The 19,055-nt window shown below is 67.3% G+C and carries 19 protein-coding genes; 13 read left to right on the top strand and 6 right to left on the bottom strand.

Translation table 11 applies throughout. The features are described from left to right. Positions 1-82: 82 nt before the first annotated feature. Genes OHA70_RS21045 through OHA70_RS21070 form a run of 6 tightly spaced genes read left to right on the top strand, consistent with a single transcriptional unit; the run spans position 83 to position 5,666 of the window. Positions 83-1,450, top strand: coding sequence for an ABC transporter substrate-binding protein (locus OHA70_RS21045; RefSeq protein WP_328320169.1), 1,368 nt, complete (start codon positions 83-85; stop codon positions 1,448-1,450). Further along, on the top strand, positions 1,451-2,392 hold the full coding sequence (locus tag OHA70_RS21050; RefSeq protein WP_328320171.1) for a carbohydrate ABC transporter permease: 942 nt from the start codon (positions 1,451-1,453) through the stop codon (positions 2,390-2,392). Between the two features lie 2 nt (positions 2,393-2,394). Continuing rightward, positions 2,395-3,297 (top strand): carbohydrate ABC transporter permease, encoded by a 903-nt coding sequence (locus OHA70_RS21055; protein ID WP_328320172.1) that lies wholly within the window; start codon positions 2,395-2,397, stop codon positions 3,295-3,297. Between the two features lie 28 nt (positions 3,298-3,325). Continuing rightward, entirely contained in the window at positions 3,326-4,507 is a 1,182-nt protein-coding gene (locus OHA70_RS21060) for a mandelate racemase/muconate lactonizing enzyme family protein (RefSeq protein WP_328320174.1), read from the top strand. Beyond that, complete coding sequence (locus tag OHA70_RS21065; protein WP_328320176.1) at positions 4,504-4,842, top strand: L-rhamnose mutarotase; 339 nt, start codon at positions 4,504-4,506, stop codon at positions 4,840-4,842. Before OHA70_RS21060 ends, OHA70_RS21065 begins: the two co-directional genes overlap by 4 nt. Then, positions 4,839-5,666, top strand: coding sequence for an amidohydrolase family protein (locus OHA70_RS21070; protein WP_328320178.1), 828 nt, complete (start codon positions 4,839-4,841; stop codon positions 5,664-5,666). The genes OHA70_RS21065 and OHA70_RS21070 overlap by 4 nt, the downstream gene beginning before the upstream one ends. Here OHA70_RS21070 and OHA70_RS21075 read toward each other — a convergent pair. The 3 genes from OHA70_RS21075 to OHA70_RS21085 all read right to left on the bottom strand — a co-directional run bounded on the left by OHA70_RS21075 (position 5,651) and on the right by OHA70_RS21085 (position 8,649). Then, on the bottom strand, positions 5,651-6,433 hold the full coding sequence (locus OHA70_RS21075) for a FadR/GntR family transcriptional regulator (protein ID WP_328320180.1): 783 nt from the start codon (positions 6,431-6,433) through the stop codon (positions 5,651-5,653). The genes OHA70_RS21070 and OHA70_RS21075 overlap by 16 nt on opposite strands. A gap of 78 nt (positions 6,434-6,511) precedes the next feature. Next, a complete protein-coding gene (locus tag OHA70_RS21080) occupies positions 6,512-7,555 on the bottom strand; it encodes a glycoside hydrolase family 5 protein (RefSeq protein WP_328320182.1) in 1,044 nt (347 codons plus the stop codon). A 191-nt stretch (positions 7,556-7,746) separates the two neighbouring features. Beyond that, a complete protein-coding gene (locus OHA70_RS21085) occupies positions 7,747-8,649 on the bottom strand; it encodes a hypothetical protein (RefSeq protein ID WP_328320184.1) in 903 nt (300 codons plus the stop codon). 223 nt (positions 8,650-8,872) lie between these two features. Here OHA70_RS21085 and OHA70_RS21090 point away from each other — a divergent pair, with 223 nt between their 5' ends. Next, complete coding sequence (locus OHA70_RS21090) at positions 8,873-10,678, top strand: LPXTG cell wall anchor domain-containing protein (protein ID WP_328320186.1); 1,806 nt, start codon at positions 8,873-8,875, stop codon at positions 10,676-10,678. Positions 10,679-10,818: 140 nt separating this feature from the next. On the opposite strand, the gene larA is transcribed toward OHA70_RS21090, so the two are convergent. The 3 genes from larA to OHA70_RS21105 all read right to left on the bottom strand — a co-directional run bounded on the left by larA (position 10,819) and on the right by OHA70_RS21105 (position 15,114). Then, positions 10,819-12,099, bottom strand: coding sequence for a nickel-dependent lactate racemase (gene larA / locus OHA70_RS21095; protein ID WP_328320188.1), 1,281 nt, complete (start codon positions 12,097-12,099; stop codon positions 10,819-10,821). Further along, on the bottom strand, positions 12,099-14,024 hold the full coding sequence (locus tag OHA70_RS21100) for a beta-L-arabinofuranosidase domain-containing protein (RefSeq protein WP_328320190.1): 1,926 nt from the start codon (positions 14,022-14,024) through the stop codon (positions 12,099-12,101). The genes larA and OHA70_RS21100 overlap by 1 nt, the downstream gene beginning before the upstream one ends. Positions 14,025-14,133: 109 nt before the next feature. Beyond that, entirely contained in the window at positions 14,134-15,114 is a 981-nt protein-coding gene (locus tag OHA70_RS21105) for an NmrA/HSCARG family protein (protein WP_328320192.1), read from the bottom strand. Between the two features lie 88 nt (positions 15,115-15,202). Between OHA70_RS21105 and OHA70_RS21110 the strand changes: the two genes are divergently transcribed. From OHA70_RS21110 to OHA70_RS21135, 6 genes are all read left to right on the top strand, one after another. Further along, complete coding sequence (locus OHA70_RS21110) at positions 15,203-15,703, top strand: MarR family winged helix-turn-helix transcriptional regulator (RefSeq protein WP_328320194.1); 501 nt, start codon at positions 15,203-15,205, stop codon at positions 15,701-15,703. Positions 15,704-15,794: 91 nt separating this feature from the next. Further along, complete coding sequence (locus tag OHA70_RS21115; protein WP_328320196.1) at positions 15,795-16,103, top strand: hypothetical protein; 309 nt, start codon at positions 15,795-15,797, stop codon at positions 16,101-16,103. Beyond that, entirely contained in the window at positions 16,100-17,008 is a 909-nt protein-coding gene (locus OHA70_RS21120) for an FAD:protein FMN transferase (protein ID WP_328320198.1), read from the top strand. The genes OHA70_RS21115 and OHA70_RS21120 overlap by 4 nt, the downstream gene beginning before the upstream one ends. Further along, entirely contained in the window at positions 17,008-17,556 is a 549-nt protein-coding gene (locus tag OHA70_RS21125; protein WP_328320200.1) for a hypothetical protein, read from the top strand. Before OHA70_RS21120 ends, OHA70_RS21125 begins: the two co-directional genes overlap by 1 nt. Then, positions 17,553-18,764: an NADH-ubiquinone oxidoreductase-F iron-sulfur binding region domain-containing protein gene (locus OHA70_RS21130; protein ID WP_328320202.1), complete on the top strand. Its 1,212-nt coding sequence runs from the start codon at positions 17,553-17,555 to the stop codon at positions 18,762-18,764. The genes OHA70_RS21125 and OHA70_RS21130 overlap by 4 nt, the downstream gene beginning before the upstream one ends. After that, entirely contained in the window at positions 18,761-18,973 is a 213-nt protein-coding gene (locus tag OHA70_RS21135) for a ferredoxin (RefSeq protein ID WP_328320204.1), read from the top strand. The genes OHA70_RS21130 and OHA70_RS21135 overlap by 4 nt, the downstream gene beginning before the upstream one ends. Positions 18,974-19,055 lie beyond the last annotated feature (82 nt).

The following is a 19,055-nucleotide window of genomic DNA, read 5'->3' on the forward strand; positions in this document are numbered from 1 at the left end:
TGAAACGTCATACGTATGCTCTATAGTCACGATCCAAATTGCACTCCGCGTTTGTCACCGGAGTCGAAGACAAGGACATCTGATGATCGGAATCAACACGGCGGTTCGATCCCGCCGTAGGTTGGCCGTGGCCGGGCTCTGCGCCGCCACCGCGTTCCTCGTCCTGGCCGGATGCGGTAGCAACACCAAGGCGGAGGACGGCCCCCGCGGCTTCCCCGAAGCCAAGCAGGACGCCACGTCGACGATCACGGTCTGGGTGGACGCCGACCGTCAGGCCGCCGCGAAGGCGTTCCAGAAGGCCAATCCGGACACCAAGATCCAGGTTGTCGCCTATGACGGGTCGGCGAACGGGTCCAACTCGTTCCGCACGAAGATGCAGCTGTTCGACCGGGCCGGCAGCGGCTGGCCCGACGTCGTGTTCTCGACCCAGAACAACGACGCGGCCTGGGCCAGTCAGCAGAGTGCGGGCAAGCAGGCTTTCGCGGCCGTGCTGGACAAAGGTCTGGTTCCTGGTGACACGCTCGCGAAATTCACTGCAGGCTCGCTCAACCCGTGCACCGTGGATGGCAAGGTGTACTGCCTCCGCAACGACCTCGCGCAGGCGGTGCTCTGGTACAACAAGAAGCTGATGGACCAGCTCGGCTACGCCGTCCCGACCACCTGGGAGGAGTACCAGGCACTCGGGGAGAAGGTGGCCAAGCAGCATCCCGGCTACATCATCGGTACCGCCGGTGACGCGTGGACGCCGGAGGTCTTCCTGTGGGCCAGCAAGTGCCAGGCCAACGACGTCACCGGTCCCAAGGCGGTCACGGTCAAGACCGACACGACCGAGTGCAAGCGGGCGGCGACGATGCTCGACACGCTCCGCGGGAACGGAACCGTCCCCGTCGTGAGCGTCTTCACCCCGGAGTTCGTGAAGAAGTACTCCGGCAAAGTGCTGATGATGCCCGGCCCCGCCTGGTACGCCGGAGCGATCTTCAACAACCCGCAGTCCCTGAACGTGCCCGCGGGCCAGCTGGGCATCGCCGCGCCGCTGCCGTGGAAGGGCGACGACAAGCCGGTCACCGGCAACGTGGGTGGCGGAACGTGGTTCATCTCCAGCCATTCCAAGAACCTCGCGGCTGCTGAGAAGTTCGCCGAGTTCGTCACCACTGCCGACGACTACCAGGTCAACGTCGCACCGGGATACCCGGCCTATGCGCCGGCAGCTGAGAAGTGGGTCGCGAAGCAGGAGTCCAGCAAGTACTTCGCCACTTCGCTGGAACCGGTCGTCACCGCCGCCTCGCAGGTATGGGACGGCTGGGGCTACGGAATCTTCAGCCAGGAAGCGATCTGGGCGAAGACGATGACGACCGGGATCACCGGTGGCAAGTCGATCGTCGACCTCCTGCCGACCTGGCAGCAGGCGATCGAGAATCAGGCCAAGGTCGACGGATACTCGGTGAGCTGAATGACCATCGCCGCACCGAGCGACCCGCTGATCGCCGGCGCCCCGGAGCGCCGGCGACCAGCGCCTGGTAACGGCCGGGCACCCGGTAGCACGCGGATCGGCTACGTCTTCGTCTCGCTCTACGCACTGCTCGCTGTCGCCTTCGGAGTCGTTCCTTCGTTGTACGCGGTCCTGCTGGCGTTCACCAACGGCGACGGCGGATTCGCCGGTCTCGGCAACTTCACGAAGGTCGTCGGGGACTTCCGGTTCTGGCCGGCCGTGCTCCACGTGGCCGTCTACCTCGTCATCTGGCTCGTCATGCTCGTCGTCCTCGTGGTCGGCCTGGCGTTGCTCGTGCACGCCATCCGGTTGCGCTGGGCAAGTACGGCGCTGCGTTTCGTGTACTACCTCCCCGGTGCTCTGGCCGGCGCGTCCAGTGTGCTGCTCTGGCTGTTCGTTCTCGATCCCACCGCCAGCCCGGTCAGCGGTCTGCTCCGGGCGTTCGGGTTCGACAGTTTCGTAGCGGTCATCCAGCCCGGGCACCTGCCGGCGATCTTCGCGATCATCGCGTTCTGGACCGGTGCCGGCGGGTGGATCGTGATCATGTACGGCGCTCTGAACAACATCAGCACGGAGGTGATCGAGGCGGCCCAGGTCGATGGTGCCGGGCGGGTCCAGATCGCGCTCCGGATCCAGCTTCCGCTGCTGCGCAAGTGGATCGCGTACATGGGAGTCATGTCGCTGGCGGCCGGCACCCAGCTGTTCGTCGAACCACAATTGCTCAGCCAGGCCAGCAACGCGGTGGTCCCGAACGACTACTCGCTGAACCAGCTCGCCTACCAGTACGCGTTCCAGCAGAACGACTTCAACGGCGCGGCTGCCATCTCCTTGATCCTGCTGGTCGTCGCGTTGCTGCTCTCGTGGGTGTTCGTCACCCGCGGCGGCCTTTTCGAGAGGGAATGAGGATGTCGAGTCCTTCCGTCGAACACCGCCTGGCGAACCTCCGAGGATGGAGCGGCCGGTCCGTCGCGGGCGTCGTGCTGACTCTCTGCGTCTTCTTCTTCGCCGTACCGGTCGTCTGGCTGCTGCTCGCCGTCACCAAGTCCGCCAAGGCGCTGACCGTCTCGAACCCCTTCTCCATCGGGTCATGGCACGACCTCGTCGCCAACTGGCACCAGCTGTTCGCCTTCTCCGACGGCGCGGTCACGACCTGGATCGGCAACTCCGCCGTCTATGCGCTGGGCGCGCTGGTGATCACGCTCATCGTGGGCATCCCCGCCGGATACGCGCTCGCACTCACCGAGTTCAAGCTCCGCAGGGCGCTTCTGGTGCTGACCCTGGTGGTCATGCTCATCCCCAACACGGCGCTGGTGCTGCCGATCTTCCTGGAGCTGAACAGCGTCGGCCTGATCGGGAGTCCGCTGTCGGTGATCCTGCCGATGTCGTTCTTTCCTTTCGGCGTGTACCTCACCTACATCTACTTCTCGACGAGTATTCCGCGTGACCTGCTCGCCGCGGCCCGGATCGACGGTTGCACCGAGTTCCAGGTCTTCACCCGGGTGGCGCTTCCGCTGGCCGCGCCGATCGTCGCTCTGGTCGCCTTCTTCAGCTTCGTACAGAACTGGAACAACTTCTTCCTGCCGTTCGTGATGCTGCCCTCCAGCGACGGCTACCCGATCCAGGTCGGCCTCACCTCGCTGCTGGCCGCGACGCCGGCGTTCAACCCGAGCTCGGCGGGATCAGACTCCATCCAGCTGCCGACATTGGCGCTCGCGACGATCGTCTCGATCCTGCCGGTACTGATCGTCTTCCTTTTCTCCCAACGGTTCCTGGTCTCGGGAATGACGGCGGGAGGAACCAAGGAATGACCACCCCGGCTCTCAAGGAGAACCACAGATGAAGATCACCGGATACCGCAGTCTGAGCACGGTTCACGACTGGGGGAGGATCACCGGCGACGTCAACGGCGTACAGAGCGGCAACACGACCCCGGTCCCGGTCCTCATCATCGAGACGGATGCCGGCATCGAAGGAGTCGGCCTCGGCCCGCACGCGGACATCGCGCGCGTCTTCCCCGCGGTCGAGGGCGAGGACCCGCGATCGGTCGTCGCCCTGTACGACCGGATGCTCGACTGGGTGTTCAAGACCGGTCATGCCGGACCCGTCTTCGGCACGATCGGAGCGATCGACATCGCCCTGTGGGACCTCAAGGCCAAGGCGGCGGGGGAGCCGCTGTGGCGGCTGCTCGGTGGGCGCGAACGCTTCGTCCCCGGCTACGCGTCCGGGCTCGAGTACGGCCTGACCGATGAGGAACTGGCCGAGCTGTACGGCCGGTTCGCCGACCGCGGGTTCAAAGCCGGCAAGCTCAAGGGCGGCCGCGATCTGGACCGGGACCTGCCCCGGCTGGAGATCGTCCGGGAGGTGCTCAGCCGTAACTCCCGCCGGCCGGCGCTCATGTTCGACGCGAACGAGACGTGGAACCAGGCCCAGGCAGCCCGGTACGTCGCTGCCATCGAGGAGCGCGTCGATCTGACCTGGGTGGAGGAGCCGTTGCGCAGATGGGATGCGGCCGGGATGGCCGCCCTGCGCGGAAAGGTCCGGGCAGCGATCGCGAGCGGAGAGAACCTGACCGGGCTGGAGCAGTATCGCCCGCTGCTCGATGCCCGGGCGCTCGATGTGGTCCAGGTGGGCAACGTGTGGGGGATAACCCACTTCCTCCGGGTCGCGACGCTTGCCCATGGCCACGACCTGCCGGTCAGCCCGGTCGCGTACAACGCGAACCCGATCGCGCACGCGGCCGCCGCCGTACCGAATCTCCTGACCTACGAGGTCCAGGATCTCCATTTCCCGGTCGGCCTCGATGTCGACCAGCAGTTCGACGACGGAGGGATCATCTTGGGCGACCGTCCAGGCATCGGCATTCTGGTGGACGAGGCGCAGCTGTCGGCGGGCAACCCCACAGCAGCCGCTCCCGCATCGACAGGACCGCACATCCGGCCCGAGCGCGCCGCTTTGCGGTTGGTCGCCGAACCGGACGTGATCGACGTTCCCGCAGTACCGCTGGGGCCGGTCTCGTGACGCGCGAGCCGGAGCGCCGGGCGTTCGTCGTGGGTGTGCGTCCCGAGAAGCGCGAGGAATACCTGACGCTGCACAGCGCGGTCTGGCCGGGCGTCGAGCAGAAGCTTGTCGAGTGCAACATTCGCAACTACAGCATCTTCGTCTTCGGCGACATCTTGTTCGCGTACTACGAGTACGTCGGCGAGGATCACGACGCGGATATGCAACGGATCGCGGACGACCCGATCTCGCAGGAGTGGTGGACGCACACCGATCCGTGCCAGCTGAGGATCGCCGAGGAACGGACTCCCGGCGCACTGTGGCAACCCATCGACGAAGTGTGGCACCTCGGGTGATCGATGCTCATGTGCACCTGTGGGACCGGGCTCTGGACCCGCAGGACTGGATCGATCCGCAGACCATGGCGCCGATCGCCCGGGACTTCGGCACGGCAGACCTGAGTGCCATGCTCGCCTCGACCGGACTTGAGCGTGCGGTCGTCGTCCAGGCGAGCAACAGCCTGGCGGAGAGCGTCCGGCTCGGCCAACTGGATCCGTCGGTGGTCGCGGGCCTGGTCGGATGGGTCGACCTGACCGCGGAGGTCGGTCCCCAGCTCGACCGGATCCGCCGGAACGCAACCGTTCCCGTCGTGGGGGTGCGGCATTTGGTGCACATCGATCCGGATCCCGAGTGGATGCTGCGGGAGGAAGTTGCTCGCGGCCTCGGCGCACTCGATCGTGCTGGTCTTTGTTTCGACCTCGTGGTCCGCGACTGGCAACTTCCGCAGGCGGCGCTCGTGAGTGGTCGGCACGAGGGACTGCGCTTCGTGCTCGACCACCTGGGCGGTCCGCCGGGCCCTGCGGAGGACGCGAGCGAGTGGGCCGCGGGCTTGCGAGAACTGGCTCGTCGCCCGAACGTCGTTGCGAAGGTCTCGGGTCTCGTGTCCGGCCTGGCTCCGGGCTCTTGGCGGGCCGAGGATCTGGCCGACCGGGTGACGATCGCCCTCGAAGCGTTCGGGCCCGATCGCCTGCTGTACGGCTCCGATTGGCCGCTGGCCGAACTCGGCGGGGGAGCGGCCGCCTGGAGGTCTGCTGTGGACAGCCTGTTCGCCGGGTTGTCCGAAGCGGAACGCCGTCGGGTGTTCGGTGACAATGCCGCCGAGGTCTACTGCCTCTTCTGACCCCGTTTCCGGCTGCGCGGCCGGGGAGCATGGTCTGACGGCCGGCGGCGCTCCCACGCCACGTGAATGTGCGCAAGCATCGCCTTCTCGGCCGCGGCTACGTCGTTGCGCGCGATGGCTTTGACGATCGCCTCGTGCTCCTTGAGGGTGAGCGCCACCGCGTCGGGCGGGTTGATGCCCTGGTACCGGCTGGACTCCACGGCTCGTTTGTAGATCTGCTTGGCGATGTTCTCCGCCAACCGGTTGCCGGAGATCTCCATCACCGCGTAGTGGAAGATCACATCCGCCTGCCGGAACGAGTCCGTCTCCGACTCGCTCTCCCGCATGGCCGTCAACGCGTTCTCCAGCCGCCTGAGCTCGTCGGCGGTGTGCGAACCGGCCGCTGCCCCCGCCATCGCCGACTCCAGGCTCGCACGCACGATCGTCAACTCGTCGAGGACGCCGAGGCTTTCGTCGTTGTCGATCAGGGCCGACAGCACCACCGGGTCCAGCATGTTCCAGTACCCCGGCGCCCGAACCTGCGTACCCCGACCTTGCGAGACGGTCACCAGGCCCTTCTCCTCGAGGCGCTTCACCGACTCGCGCAACACCGTCCGGCTCACGCCGAAGTGCTCGCTCAGCGGCCCTTCCGGAGGCAGTAGATCGCCCTCCTTCAACCGGCCCGTCACGATCAGATCCACGAGCTCGGCGACGACCGAGACCCCGAGCCGGCCAACGGGCAGCCGGCGCGGCATCAACTGCGCGGCGCCGATCGAGTCTTTCACCATACGTATGATCTTAGCGACAGCAAGGGTAGGCCGGCTCTCGCCGACCTGCCCTTGAGCTGATGTCCTGGTCGGCTCTGGCTACAAGCCCCAGCCGTACCTGACGCGGTCACGACCGGAGGAGTTGCGGACAGCCAGATCGATGCTGGTGCCACTGCCACTCTGGGAGAACATCGAATACCAGTCGAAGCCACCGCCGTCGGTGCGCTTGCCACCGATCGCGGGCCAGTAGGTGCCGCCCATCTGGTTGTCCCGCATGACCTGGGTGGCGGCCCGAAGGTAGCGGACGTAGTTGTCGGTGCTGGACGCGTTGGAGTAGTTGAGGCCGTTGGACATCGGCGCGCCGTACTCGGTCATCACCGCGCGGGAGGCGCAGTTACCCAGCCGGGTCTGGATGTAGCTGCGCCAACCGTCGTACGTCATCGCGCCGGCGAAGAAGGTGTAGGTGTGGAAGGACATCAGTGTGCCGTTGAAGCGGCTGTCGTTGCAGATGTCGCGCAAGTCCTGGCTGAAGCCGGTACCGCCGATGAGCACCCGGCTGGGCACGGCCGAGTAGTGGTACCTGAGCCACTCGGCGGCGACGTTTCGCCATTCGGTCGAGCTGTAGCCGTGCGGCTCGTTCATCGGCTCGAAGTAGACATTGGCGTTGGAACCGTAGGTGCTGGTCACTCGCGACCACATCGTGTTCCAGGCGGCGTAGTCCGTCACCTTGCCGCCCGAAGCGGCGCCGTCCTCCCAGTAGGTGAGGATGACCTTGAAGCCGCGCGCGGTCGCCGCGTCGACGGCGCCCCGGTAGGCCTCCCACCAGGCCGTGCCGACGGTATGCGTGTTGATCGGTAGCCGGACGGCGTTGACGCCGATCGCGGCCATGTCGTCGTACACGGCATTGGCCTTGGCCCGCACGGTCGCGTTGCTGTCGGTCTGACTGAGGCCGGAGATGACGAGCGGGCCTTTGCTGAAGTTGTCACCAAGGACGGCCCAGTTCATACCGTGGAACTGGTTGGTCGCGGCGTTGGCCGGCGCCGAGGTGGCGAACAGGCCACCCATCGCGAGAGTGCTCACCACCAGGAGGAGCAGCGATCGGCGTAGGGCCGTGGTGCGGGATCGGGGCGGTCTTTCGTTCATGTTCTGACCTCTTCTGGGCGCTCGAGGATCTACTGCTTCACATGTTCAGGAATATCGACCCGGAACCTGGTGGCGTCTATCCGTCGATCAGAGGTACGCAAGAACGTTCAGACCCGAACAAGAGCGACTTTCAGCCGCCGGAGCCGGCCGGCCTCGTCTGCAGTGCCGGACCGTAGAGTCCTGCTGGGGCGTCAGATTCCTCGTGGACGGATGGCCGTGATGGCGAACTGCTCGACCGCCTGGTAGTGGCCGCCGGTCGAGGCGACGATGACGAGTACGCCGCCGCCGGCGCCGCCGTACCGCACGGATGCCGACCAGGGGGTGCGCTCGCCTCCGCCTGGTACACAGCAATACGAGCCGAGCACCGCCGCCGATGAGTGCTGCCGGACCTCCACGCGGATCGCCTCGTCCACCCCGGTGATCCGGCCACCGACCTTCAGCGGAGAAGCAGCCGCGCTGCCGTAGGCGGGGTGGTCGAGCGTGAGGGTGGAGTCGCGGGTTCCGACCACCTCCCAGGGAGCGTCGTCGCCCTGGCCGATCCGGCGCAGATGGACGACGGCGGCGACGGAAGGTGTCGTGGTGCCGGTGCGATAGCCGACCGAGACAGTGGCGTCGTCACCCCGGACGGTGTGGGAGACGACGGTGTTCACCTCTTCGAAGCCCAGGAAGCCGGTGGTGAAGGACAAAGCCGTCTGCGCCGCGTCGAGATGCCACGGCTGGTGGCCGCGGGTGCGATGGGCCCGCTGCCAGACGGCCGCGTCCTGCTCCGAACCGAACGGCCACAGCGCCTGGTAACGGAAGGTCCGCCTGCTCGGCGTGGCCGTCGGCGATGGAGTCGGCGATGGTGTGGGCGATGGAGTCGGGGTGGTGCTGGGAGCGGTCGTCGGCCGGGCGGACGGCGTGGCGCCGATCGCCGTCGTGACGGTTGCCGTCGGCGATGGGGTGCTCACCTGGTGGTCGTCGAGGGTGGTCGCCACGACGACGCCGATCACCAGCGCCAGCGCGGTCGCGGCAGCGATGGTGGCGATGACGGAGAGCCGCCGGTATTTGTGCGAACGGTCGGGCGGTGGAGGGTACTGCCGGTCGGTGTCCATGGGCCCCTCCACTCGGATCGCTGCTACCAGCACACCCCGAAAGGCGGACCGCGAGAAGAGCTGAAGGTCCCCAGCAGTCCGGCGGCAACCTTTCTGCTCTGGGTGGCAACTAGGGGTCGTACCGACGAGGGCGAGCCGTGGTCAGCGGCGCTACGCCCTCTGTGCCAATACCCGATCGGAGCACTACGTGTCACCAGACGACCCGAGATCCGCCGAGCAGCCGATGCCTCGGACTCGCACGCCCCGCCGTCGCCGGATGCTCCGGCAATTTGTCGTGGGGACGGTGGCGGTGCTCGCCGCCTCGGCCGGCGTCGGCGCCCAGGCGCCCAGCGCGGGCGCGGCGCCGACCGTCGGCATCAGTGTGGATGCCGGTACCTCCTTGGGCACGGTGCCCAGCAGTGGTGTCGGCCTCAACACGGGCTACGGCGACGACCACATGGGGACTGCCACGGTGTCATCGCTGATGAAGGCCGCGGGAGTTCGGCAGCTGCGCTATCCCGGCGGCTCCGGCGCGGACGACTACCACTGGAAGACCCACACCTACGGCGACGGCAGCGGCTGGATCCCCGCCAACACCGACTTCGACCACTTCATGGCCACCGCGAAGAGGGTCGGCGCCCAGCCGATCCTGACCGCGAACTACGGTTCCGGCACCCCCCAGGAGGCCGCCGACTGGGTCAAGTACGCCAACGTCGACAAAGGGTACGGCGTGAAGTACTGGGAGATCGGCAACGAGGTCTACGGCAACGGGTATTACGGCGACGGCAAGGGCTGGGAGAATGACACGCACGCCGACAAGAGCCCGAAGGAGTACGCGAAGAACCTGGTCGCCTACGCGAAGGCGATGAAGGCGGTGGACCCGAAGGTGAAGATCGGAGCGGTGCTCACCACCCCCGGCGGCTGGCCGGACAAGGAGAAGGCTCCGGGTGACAGCGCCGACTGGAACAACACGGTGCTCTCCATCGCGGGAAGCTCGATCGACTTCGTCATCGTCCACTGGTATCCGGGCGGCACCACCACGGACGACCTGCTGAAGACCCCCTCCCGGATCGCCGGTGTCAGGTCCGAGCTGCGCTCGCTGATCGCCAAGTACGCGGGCTCGCGCGCCGCTTCGGTGGAGATCGCGGTCACCGAGAACGGCGCCGTCGGCTCGCCCGCCCAGACCAGCCAGGCCGCGGCCCTGTTTGCTCCGGACACCTACATGACCTGGTTCGAGCAAGGTGCCACCCACGTGGACTGGTGGAACCTGCACAACGGCACGGACCAAGCACCCACCACCGTCAACGGCCAGACCGACTATCAGGACGGGGGCATTCTCTCCGCCGGCACCTGCGTCGGGGGGAAGTGCGAACCGGCGCGCGACACGCCCTTCCCCATCTACTGGGGCATCCGCTCGCTGACCGCACTGGCGAAGCCCGGCGACACCATGGTCAAGGCGTCCTCGGGCAACGCGTCGGTCGCTGTGCACGCGGTGCGGAACAGCACCGGCGGTCTGAACGTCATGCTGATCAACAAGAGCCCGCAGAACGCGGCGCCGGTGTCGCTCTCGTACGCCGGATTCACCCCGGCCGCAGGGGCGGTCACGACCGTTTCGTATGCCCAGGGAGACACCGCCCTGACGACGGCGAAGCGGGGCACGGCGGCCGCCCAGACGCTGCCGCCGTACTCGATCACGACTCTTCAGCTGAAGGCCGCGTCGGGAACCGCCGGCGCTGACAAGCCGACGCCTCCCACGACACCCGCCTCCACGCCGGTTGTCTCCACGACGCCGGCCCCCACGACACCCGCGCCCACACCGACCGCCACCACGTCGGTTGTCTCCGCCTCCGGCACGTCCAGCACCCGTGCGCAGGCGGAGGTCGGCGCACCCGCCGGCCGGCCGGCCGCGAGCAGAACGTCCGGCGACCTGGCTTCCACCGGGGCGGGCAACGCCCTCACGTACAGCGCCATCGGTGGCCTGCTGGCCATGGTTGCCGGCGGCGTGCTGATATATCGCGGACGTCGCCGCAGGGCTTTGCACGCGAAGTGACACCGCGCGAGTGACTGACGGCCCGGCAGCAACGCCACCCCCCGATGGCGTGCCGCCGGGCCGTCGCCCTCCGGCCCGAACAGATCGTCCGAGCTGCCACGGATGCAACGGATCGACCTTTGCTCAGCCGATACAGGTGGTTAGTGCTCTCCTGCCAGGTACGGAATGGTTTGTGGCCCTTCCGGGAGGACGCAGATCGTCGCGCCCGGGCCGGCGGACGCGAGTGCGTCGGCGACGGTTGCCGAGATGTCGTGCGTCTGCTCGAGCTGGACAGCGGCGAGGTCCGCGTCGCTCAGGAACCCGGTGTGCATGACGACTCGGTTCGCCGACTGGATCTTGGCCTGGATCTGTACCTGCCATTGATCGGGAACGGTGACCGACCGGGAGGCGATCTCAGCCAGCAGCGCTTGCGGCGACTGAGCCGTCTCGAGCGTCTGGCGGTACAGACCATGGTCCGGGAAGCCGTCCCGGCACTCGGCCGCACAGATGATCGTTCCACCCGGCCGGACGACTTGATAGGCGGCCGACATGCCCTTGACTGCCTGGTACAGGTTCTGGTCGAGCGGGAACCCGGAGTTCGTGGTCACGACGACGTCGAACCGTCTGTCGACCGGCCGCATCGCGATCTGGCGCGCGAAGGACGCCGCGGCCGCGTGCATCGGCAGCAGATCACCGCCGAACGCCGCGACGATGTCCTTGTCCCGATTCAGTACGACGTCCAGGGCGAACGTCACTCCGGTCGCCTCGGCGATGGCTCGGACGTCGTCGTGAACCGGGTTGCCCTTCGTGACACCCCAGGTCGCCCGCGAGTCACCGATCCTCGACGCGTCGTGCAGGACGAGGACCGTCTCCAGGCCGGCGAGGCCCGGCGCCACCAACTTCGGCCCCCCGGAGAAACCCGCGAAGAAGTGCGGCTCGACGAAACCGGTGGTGATCCTGAGGTCCGCTTCGGTCCACTCCCGGTTCAGCCACACCGGTACGCCGTTGCCGTGCATGCCGCGCCAGACCAACTGTGACGAATCCTGGCTGTCGTGGTTCACGATGCGCACCGAGTCCGCGATCTCATCACCGAACATGAGCCGGAGTTCAGCCTCGGTGTTTCCACGGTGGGTGCCGGTAGCAACCAGGACCACGATGTCAGCCGGGGCCACGATGCCATCCAGCTCCTCGATGATGGCAGGGATCATCAACTGCCGCGGCTGTGGCCGCGTACCGTCACAGGCGGAGATGGCTACCGACTGCCCGGGGCGAACCCGCTCACGCAGCGGCAGGCCGGCCACCGGCTCCCGCAGCGCCGCGCGAAGAGCCTTCATCTGGTCGGCAGCCGCGGCTGTGTGCACGGGTTCGACAATCGTCGTCGCATCCGGGTCTACTGCCAGTCGCAACCCGCTGTCGCCGTACGCCAGTCGAACGTCGGTCATCAAGGCATCTCCCGATCGGTGGCTCTTTGGGGCTGCAGGGGGAAGTAGACGGTGTACGGCTCGTCGCGGATTTCGGCGAGGGGGACGAATCGGATGCCTGTGGGCTGACCGATGGTTCGGTAGGTCCCCGTCCGCCACCAACTGTGGTGTCGTTCCTGGTCGGGGGTGAGGAAACTCGCAGGCTCGTCCGGTACGCCGTACAGGATGGACTCTTGGCTCGTCAGACCGGCAAGGACCACTGGGCCGTCGAGCACCGCGACCGTATCGGGTCGATCCGCCAGCGGCACGGTGCTCAGCCCTGACGGCACGGTCAGCCGAAGACGCTGGCTGCTCCAGACCTGTGAGGTGACGATCCAGCCGTCGTCCACAGCTACCCGCACCGGCTTACCGTCGATCTCAAGCATCGGTGCCCCGAGTGCCCATGACGGAACCCGAAGCCTGAGCTCGAACCTCGACGGCCGATCGCAGTCGACGTCGACAACGTAGACGCGGTGGTTCGGCCGCCGCGGCGGTAGCGGCCGTGACAGCAGTTCCTGGATTCCAGCGGCACCGTGGAGGGTTTGTCGTTGCCCGAGGACGACACCTTCCTCGGGGTCGGCGGCGATGGTGAGTCGCACACTTCCGTCGAACAGATCCGGCCAGGTCGTGACCGAGTTCAGGTACTGGCTGATCGAGATCCCGGTGCCGTCGACGTACAGCGCGGCCTCGTCGATCGAGGCGTGTGCCTGGAGCAACGTTCCGTGGCAGCACCAGAAGTCCTCGGTCGGCCGGCCCCACTGCTTGCGGCTTCCGGCTGCCAAGGGCAGGAAGTACGCCGGCATGCCGGTATCGGGGTGCTGCTGCGCCCAGATGCCGTTGACCAGGTTGCGTTCCCAGTAGTCGGCGTAACGGTGGTCGCCGGTCCAGCGGAACATGACGGCGGCGAGCCGCATCAGGTTGTAGACAAGGCAATGCTCCTGCACCGCATGGAGACGCGCGGACTGTTCACCGGGCGGCTGCCAAACCTCGCCGCAGCTGCTGCCGCTCGTGCAGTAGGTTCCACGCGTCTCCACCGCGGCGTCCCAGAAGGCTTCGACGATGTCGCGCCAGCGTTGCACGCCGGTGACCTCCCACGCCCGCGCGGCGCCCAAGATCTCTGCGATCTGAGTGTTCGCGTGCTTGTTGGTCAGCACATCGACGCCGGCGAGCAGCGGCTCGAAGAACCGCGGACGGTCGTACCGGTCGACGAGATCGGCGGCGCGCTGGTCGCCGGTGAACGCGAGGAGGTCCGCCCAGACCTCGAGCATCCCACCCGTCTCCTGGTCGAGTACGTCGTCCAGCTGCTCTCGCGACAGCTTTCCACTCCAGTCGTGGAACCATCCGGCGAAGGCCGACACCACGCTGAGGGCCTCTTCGTTGCCGGCGATACGGTACTGATCGAGCAATCCCATCAGCGTTTTGTGGACGACGTACTGCGGTGCCCACACCGGCTTGCCCGCCATCAGCCGTTCGAAGTACGCCGGTGGGATGGACGCAGCCCATCGGCCGCCGTTGGCGCGCTGGCACGCAGCAAGCTCGGCGACGATCGTGGATGCTCGAGCGGCCACCTCAGGGTCCTGGTGGCCGATCCGAGCCGCCGCGGACAGCCAATGTCCGAGGATGTGGCCACGCAGCTCGCACGTGATCGACTCCCAGCCCCAATGCCAGTCCTCCGGCCCGGCGGTGGCTGCCGCGCCGATCGTCGTACCCCACGACCCGGAGTAGCTCCATAAGCCGGCCTCCGCACGGTACGGCCGCAGCAGGTTGTCGACGCTGAGACTCCGTAGGTAGCGCGTGTTCAGCAGCCATCGATCCTTGGCCGGTCCGTCCGTCAGCTCCGTCCGCCCGCCCGACCCAACAACCGTCCGCAGCAATCCCGGATCAGACATCTGCGGCATTCGAGTCATGGCGGACTCCCTCGGAGCTGACGATAGATGGGATCTTTCTTCAGTCTATCGGTCCGATCAGTAGGAACGCCTCCCGCGATGAGCGCTGCGATCCCGGACAATCATGGGATCAATTGACGGTTGATTTGACCTCGTCGGCGTGCAGGTTGAGCCAGGTTTCGAAGGACTGGAGGTCGGGGTTGAGTTCGCGGACGAGGTTGAGGTCGCGGGTGCCGGTGAAGCGGGCGGAGTCTTCGGCGTAGTACTGGAACATGTTGGCGAACTCGACGGCCATCGGGAAGGCGAAGGTGCGGAAGTCGTCCCAGGTGTGGGGCTGGTAGGTGACTTCTTCGCCGAGGGTCTTGCTGAGGGCGGCGGCGTACTCGGTGCCGGTGAGGTGGTCGCCGGCGATGCTGACGGTTCGGCCGATGAATTCGGTGCCGCGCTTGAAGATGCCCAGGGCGGTTTTGCCGATGTCTTCTGCGGCGATGCCGGACAGGGGCTGGTCGGCCATCGGGAGGGTGAGGACGAGTTTGCCGTCCTCGCCGCGGACCGGGCCCATGCCTTGTTTGATCGCCTCGAAGTAGAAGGTGGTCTGCAGGAACGTGGTCGGTACGCCGTACTTGGTGAACAGCTCGTTGGCCTCGCCCTTGGCGTCGAAGTGCGGCACCTTGTACTTGCCGTCGTCGAGGCTCGGCACCCGGTCGGTCTCGCCGAAGTGGTCGCGGGTGTCCTCCAGCGTCGACCAGATCACGTGCTCGACGCCCGCGTCCTTGGCGGCGCGGGCAGCCTTGTCGGCCTGCTCGAGCTCCATCTCGGCACGCGTCCGGGCGGCCTCTTCGGCCGGCGTCCGCTCGACCCAGTAGTTCGTCACGACGAAGGCGCCGTGCGCGCCGTCGAACGCCTTCCGCAGGCTGGCCTCGTCGTCGAGGTCGGCCTCGACCACCTCGGCGCCGGCGGCCACCAGGGCCTTCGACTTCTCCGACTGCGCGTTCCGGGTCAAGGCCCGTACTGCGAACCGCTGCTCGGGGTCGGCCAGGATCGCCTGGACCAGCCCGCCGCCCTGCGAACCGGTAGCTCCGACCACGGCGATGAGCTTCTTGTCTGTCATCGAAAATCTCCCTCGAAGATGTGGGTTGATGCGTCAACCTGAACCGAGCATAGCGCGCTTGGTTGATGTGTCAACCCCATCGGGTACGATGGTCGATGTGGCGAACGAACCGTGGCTCGACGACGACGAGCAGAAGGCCTGGCGCAGCTATCTGCTGATGCGCAAGACGCTGGAGACGCACCTGGCCCGGCACCTGCAGCGGGAGTTCGGCCTGTCCGAGTCCGACTTCGAGATCCTGGTCAACCTGTCCGAGTCCGAGACCGGCCGGATGCGGGCGTACGAGCTGGGTGAGGCGACCCAGTGGGAGAAGAGCCGGATGTCGCATCACCTGACCCGGATGGAGAAGCGCGGGCTGATCCGCAAGGAGGCCTGTGAGGCCAGGTACCCGGAGATCGTGCTGACCGACGAGGGGATGGCCGCGATCAAGGCCTGCGCGCCGGTGCATGCCGGCCGGGTCCGCGAGTTCTTCATCGACGTGCTCGGCAAGGAGCGGGTGGTCGCGATGGGCGCGGCCGCGGAAGACGTGATCGACGCGGTGGAGAAGCACCAGCACACGGACTGCCCGCCGGAGGTGCGGGGCTTCTGCTGAGAGGTGCTCTCAGGTGAGTCTCAGGAGAACTTGACTCCGGCTTGAGGTTCCCTTGGCGTGCGCCTGAGGCCCCCGCCGGGAGGCTGAGGGCATGGTCACCACACCGATCGACCCCCACTCAGCCCGCACCCGTTGGCTGCGCCGCTCCGCAGCGGCCGCCATCGCCACCGTCGTCCTCGGAGTCACCGGGACGGGGCTGGCGGTCGGCATCGTCAGCGCCCGCCAGTCCGACAACCCGAGCGGCACCCAGGCCTCCAGCTCCGACGACTCGAACAGCTCCGACAGCGGCAGCAGCTCGGGCAGCAGCTCCGACGATGGCTCTGGCGGCAGTTCCGGCAGCAGCGGCCTCGGGTCGGCTCAGCAGAACGCTCCCACCCAAGGCGGGAGCAACGGCTCGTGACCGCCTCCCGTACCTGGCAGGCGTGGAGCTGCACCGTCCGCCTGACCGTCGACGATCCCGTAGTACTCGGTGCGGCCACGGGTGCTCTCAAGGCGCTGATGGATCGGGTGGACAAAGCCGCCAGCCGCTTCAGACCCGACTCCGAGCTGTCCGCGGTCAACACCCGCGCCGGCTCCATGGTCCCCGTCTCTCGCCTACTGGTTGACCTGGTCGACGTAAGCCTCGTCGCAGCCTCCAACAGCGGCGGTGCTGTCGATCCGACCGTTGGAGCCGCAGTGGTGGCCGCGGGCTACGACAGCGACATCGAGGTCGTCCGCACTCGCCTTCCCAAGGCCACCGGCCTCGCCGCCCCCGCACCCGGCTGGAAGCAGGTCACGCTGAACCGCAAGGTCGCCATGGTCGGCATCCCCGAGGGCACCTCTCTGGACCTGGGGGCCACAGCGAAGGCCTGGACCGCGGACCGGGCAGCCCTGGTCCTCAGCAAGCGCCACGGATGCGCAGTACTGGTCGAGATCGGCGGAGACCTCCGTGCAGCCGGTACGCCGGCCGAGCCCTGGGTCATCCGAGTAGCAGAACGCGAAGGCGAAGAAGGCGTCGCGGTAACCCTCGCCCACGGCGGCCTGACCACCTCCACCCGTACTGCGAGGAGCTGGCTGACCCCCACTGGCCATGCTCACCACGTCATCGACCCGCGGACCGGCCGGCCCGCCGACGGCCGCTGGCGTACAGCATCCGTCTGGGCGCCAACCGCAGTACGGGCCAACACCTTCAGCACTGCCCTGGTAGCCACCGGCGAAGCAGCACTGGGGCGCCTGACCCTGGCCGGACACCCGGCACGACTCATAGCCGGTGATGGTGAGGTCACCGAGCTCTCGGGCTGGCCCTCCGCTAGCAGGGCCGCCTGATGACGCTGTGGTACCTGGCCCGCGCCGCTGGCGTGATGGCCCTCATCTTCTTCACCCTGGCCGCCTCCCTCGGCGCATTGGGCTCAGGGACTAAAAGGCCGGAGCAACGGTTCTGGCTGCAGTACGTCCATCGCTCGGCCGCTGTGACCGGCCTGCTGCTCCTGCTCGCGCATGTGGTCGCAGTGATCGCCGACGCCTTCGTGGACATCAGTGTGTCCGTTCTCGTCTGGCCGTTCGGCTCTGGCTATCGGCCGTTCGCCATGGTGGTCGGAGTGCTCGCCTTCTACAGCCTGGTGCTCGCCGCACTCGTCGGGGCAGCCAGGGGACGGCTTGCCCGATCCGAAGCCTTCACCAAGCGCTGGCGCTCGATCCACGTCGCAGCGTCGATCGGATGGCTCCTGGCTGTCGGCCACAGCCTCCTGGCCGGCACGGACCGCAGTACGCCGTGGATGCTCGCAATCACTCTCACCTGCTTGGCGGCCGTCGGTGCATCCGTCGCCGTACGCCTCCGGAGCAGGACGACCGTTCGGCTGGTGAGGACCTCATGACGATCCTGCAAGAGACCCCTACGCCCCTGCGCTCCATCGGACAGCCCAGGCTGCTCGCCGGCCTGGCCGGCGGTCGCATCGGCCTTCAACAGCACCTCCAGGTGCACGGTCCACTCCCGGAACTCAGCAGGGAGGCCTACGCCGACCTGGCGACCGCTGTAGGTCTAAGAGGCCGAGGGGGAGCCGCCTTCCCAGTCGCATTGAAGCTGGCCGATCTCCCAGCGAGAGGTATCGAGGCAGTAGTCGTCAACGGCTCCGAGAGCGAGCCAGTGAGCCGCAAGGACCGCCTGCTTCTCAGCATGGCGCCCCACCTCGTACTGGATGGCGCCACCGGTCTGGCACGCGCACTGAAGGCGCCACTGGTTCTAGTAGCCGTGCACGATGCGGCAGCGGCCGCATCGGTGAGGGCTGCGCTACTAGAGCGGCAGGACGGCGTAGAGGTGCAGGTGGCCGATACGCCCGGCCGTTTCGTCGCTGGTGAGGCCCGGGCTGTGTTGAGTGTCCTGCAGGGAGGCCAACCGGTCCCGCCTGGACGGAAGGTGCTGCCGACGAGGAAGGGCTACAACCGTCGCCCGACCTTCCTCTCCAACGTCGAGACCTTCGCCCAGCTCGCAGTACTCGCCCGGCTCGGTGCCCATGAGTTCAGCAGCACTGGGCTGATCAGTGAGCCCGGCACCCAGCTCCTGACGATCGACGGCGCGGTAGAGCGACCAGGCGTCGTCGAGACTCCGACCGGGACCCCGCTAGAGGCCGTACTACGTTTCGCCGGCGCCTCCCCAGGTCCAGTACTGGTCGGCGGGTACCACGGCAAGTGGCTACCAACCGACCTGAGCCGCCCCGAGACGACGGGCGGCGCAGGCATCGTCCTGGCGCTCGGCACCGACACCTGCCCGATTGGCGAGGTCTACCGAGTCGCCCAGTGGCTGGCGAGCCAGTCCGCAGGCCAATGCGGCCCCTGCGTCTTCGGGCTGGCCGCCCTGGTCGACGATTTCGGCAGGCTGGTCGCCGGAGACCCGGCCGGCTGGCACGACGCCCAACGGCACCTGGGGCTGGTACCGGGTCGTGGTGCCTGTGCTCACCCGGACGGGTCGGCCCGGTTCCTGGCCTCGGCACTCGAGGCCTTCGACGACGACATCCGTCAGCACCTCGCCGGCGGCTGCGGCCGCGCAGTACTGGGTGTGCTGCCAGTACCCGGAGGTACCTGGTGAAGAAGCTCGAGATCGACTGGACCCGCTGCGACGGCCATGGCCTCTGCGGGACCCTCCTGCCCGACGACGTCTGGCTCGACGAATGGGGTTTCCCGGTACTCCGGGACCGCGAGATCACCCGTGGTGAGCAGGCGAACGCGCGCCGCGCAGTACTGGCCTGCCCGGCGCTCGCGCTGCGGCTGACGGGGACTGTTGAACGTGATTCGTAAGGCATCGGAAAGGACCGTCCCGACACCACACCAGTGACAGAAGTGGACTAATCTCTGAGGGAGGGACACAGAGTCGTGTCGC

Source organism: Kribbella sp. NBC_00382 (assembly GCF_036067295.1).
In the GTDB taxonomy this organism is placed as follows: Bacteria; Actinomycetota; Actinomycetes; order Propionibacteriales; family Kribbellaceae; genus Kribbella.

What these genes read in the sequence shown, in the direction of transcription:
- OHA70_RS21045 (WP_328320169.1), top strand. Translation starts at nt 83, where the DNA reads ATGATCGGAATCAACACGGCGGTTCGATCCCGCCGTAGGTTGGCCGTG.
- OHA70_RS21050 (WP_328320171.1), top strand. Translation starts at nt 1,451, where the DNA reads ATGACCATCGCCGCACCGAGCGACCCGCTGATCGCCGGCGCCCCGGAG.
- OHA70_RS21055 (WP_328320172.1), top strand. Translation starts at nt 2,395, where the DNA reads ATGTCGAGTCCTTCCGTCGAACACCGCCTGGCGAACCTCCGAGGATGG.
- OHA70_RS21060 (WP_328320174.1), top strand. Translation starts at nt 3,326, where the DNA reads ATGAAGATCACCGGATACCGCAGTCTGAGCACGGTTCACGACTGGGGG.
- OHA70_RS21075 (WP_328320180.1), bottom strand. Translation starts at nt 6,433, where the DNA reads ATGGTGAAAGACTCGATCGGCGCCGCGCAGTTGATGCCGCGCCGGCTG.
- OHA70_RS21080 (WP_328320182.1), bottom strand. Translation starts at nt 7,555, where the DNA reads ATGAACGAAAGACCGCCCCGATCCCGCACCACGGCCCTACGCCGATCG.
- OHA70_RS21085 (WP_328320184.1), bottom strand. Translation starts at nt 8,649, where the DNA reads ATGGACACCGACCGGCAGTACCCTCCACCGCCCGACCGTTCGCACAAA.
- OHA70_RS21090 (WP_328320186.1), top strand. Translation starts at nt 8,873, where the DNA reads ATGCCTCGGACTCGCACGCCCCGCCGTCGCCGGATGCTCCGGCAATTT.
- larA (WP_328320188.1), bottom strand. Translation starts at nt 12,099, where the DNA reads ATGACCGACGTTCGACTGGCGTACGGCGACAGCGGGTTGCGACTGGCA.
- OHA70_RS21100 (WP_328320190.1), bottom strand. Translation starts at nt 14,024, where the DNA reads ATGACTCGAATGCCGCAGATGTCTGATCCGGGATTGCTGCGGACGGTT.
- OHA70_RS21105 (WP_328320192.1), bottom strand. Translation starts at nt 15,114, where the DNA reads ATGACAGACAAGAAGCTCATCGCCGTGGTCGGAGCTACCGGTTCGCAG.
- OHA70_RS21110 (WP_328320194.1), top strand. Translation starts at nt 15,203, where the DNA reads ATGGTCGATGTGGCGAACGAACCGTGGCTCGACGACGACGAGCAGAAG.
- OHA70_RS21115 (WP_328320196.1), top strand. Translation starts at nt 15,795, where the DNA reads ATGGTCACCACACCGATCGACCCCCACTCAGCCCGCACCCGTTGGCTG.
- OHA70_RS21125 (WP_328320200.1), top strand. Translation starts at nt 17,008, where the DNA reads ATGACGCTGTGGTACCTGGCCCGCGCCGCTGGCGTGATGGCCCTCATC.
- OHA70_RS21130 (WP_328320202.1), top strand. Translation starts at nt 17,553, where the DNA reads ATGACGATCCTGCAAGAGACCCCTACGCCCCTGCGCTCCATCGGACAG.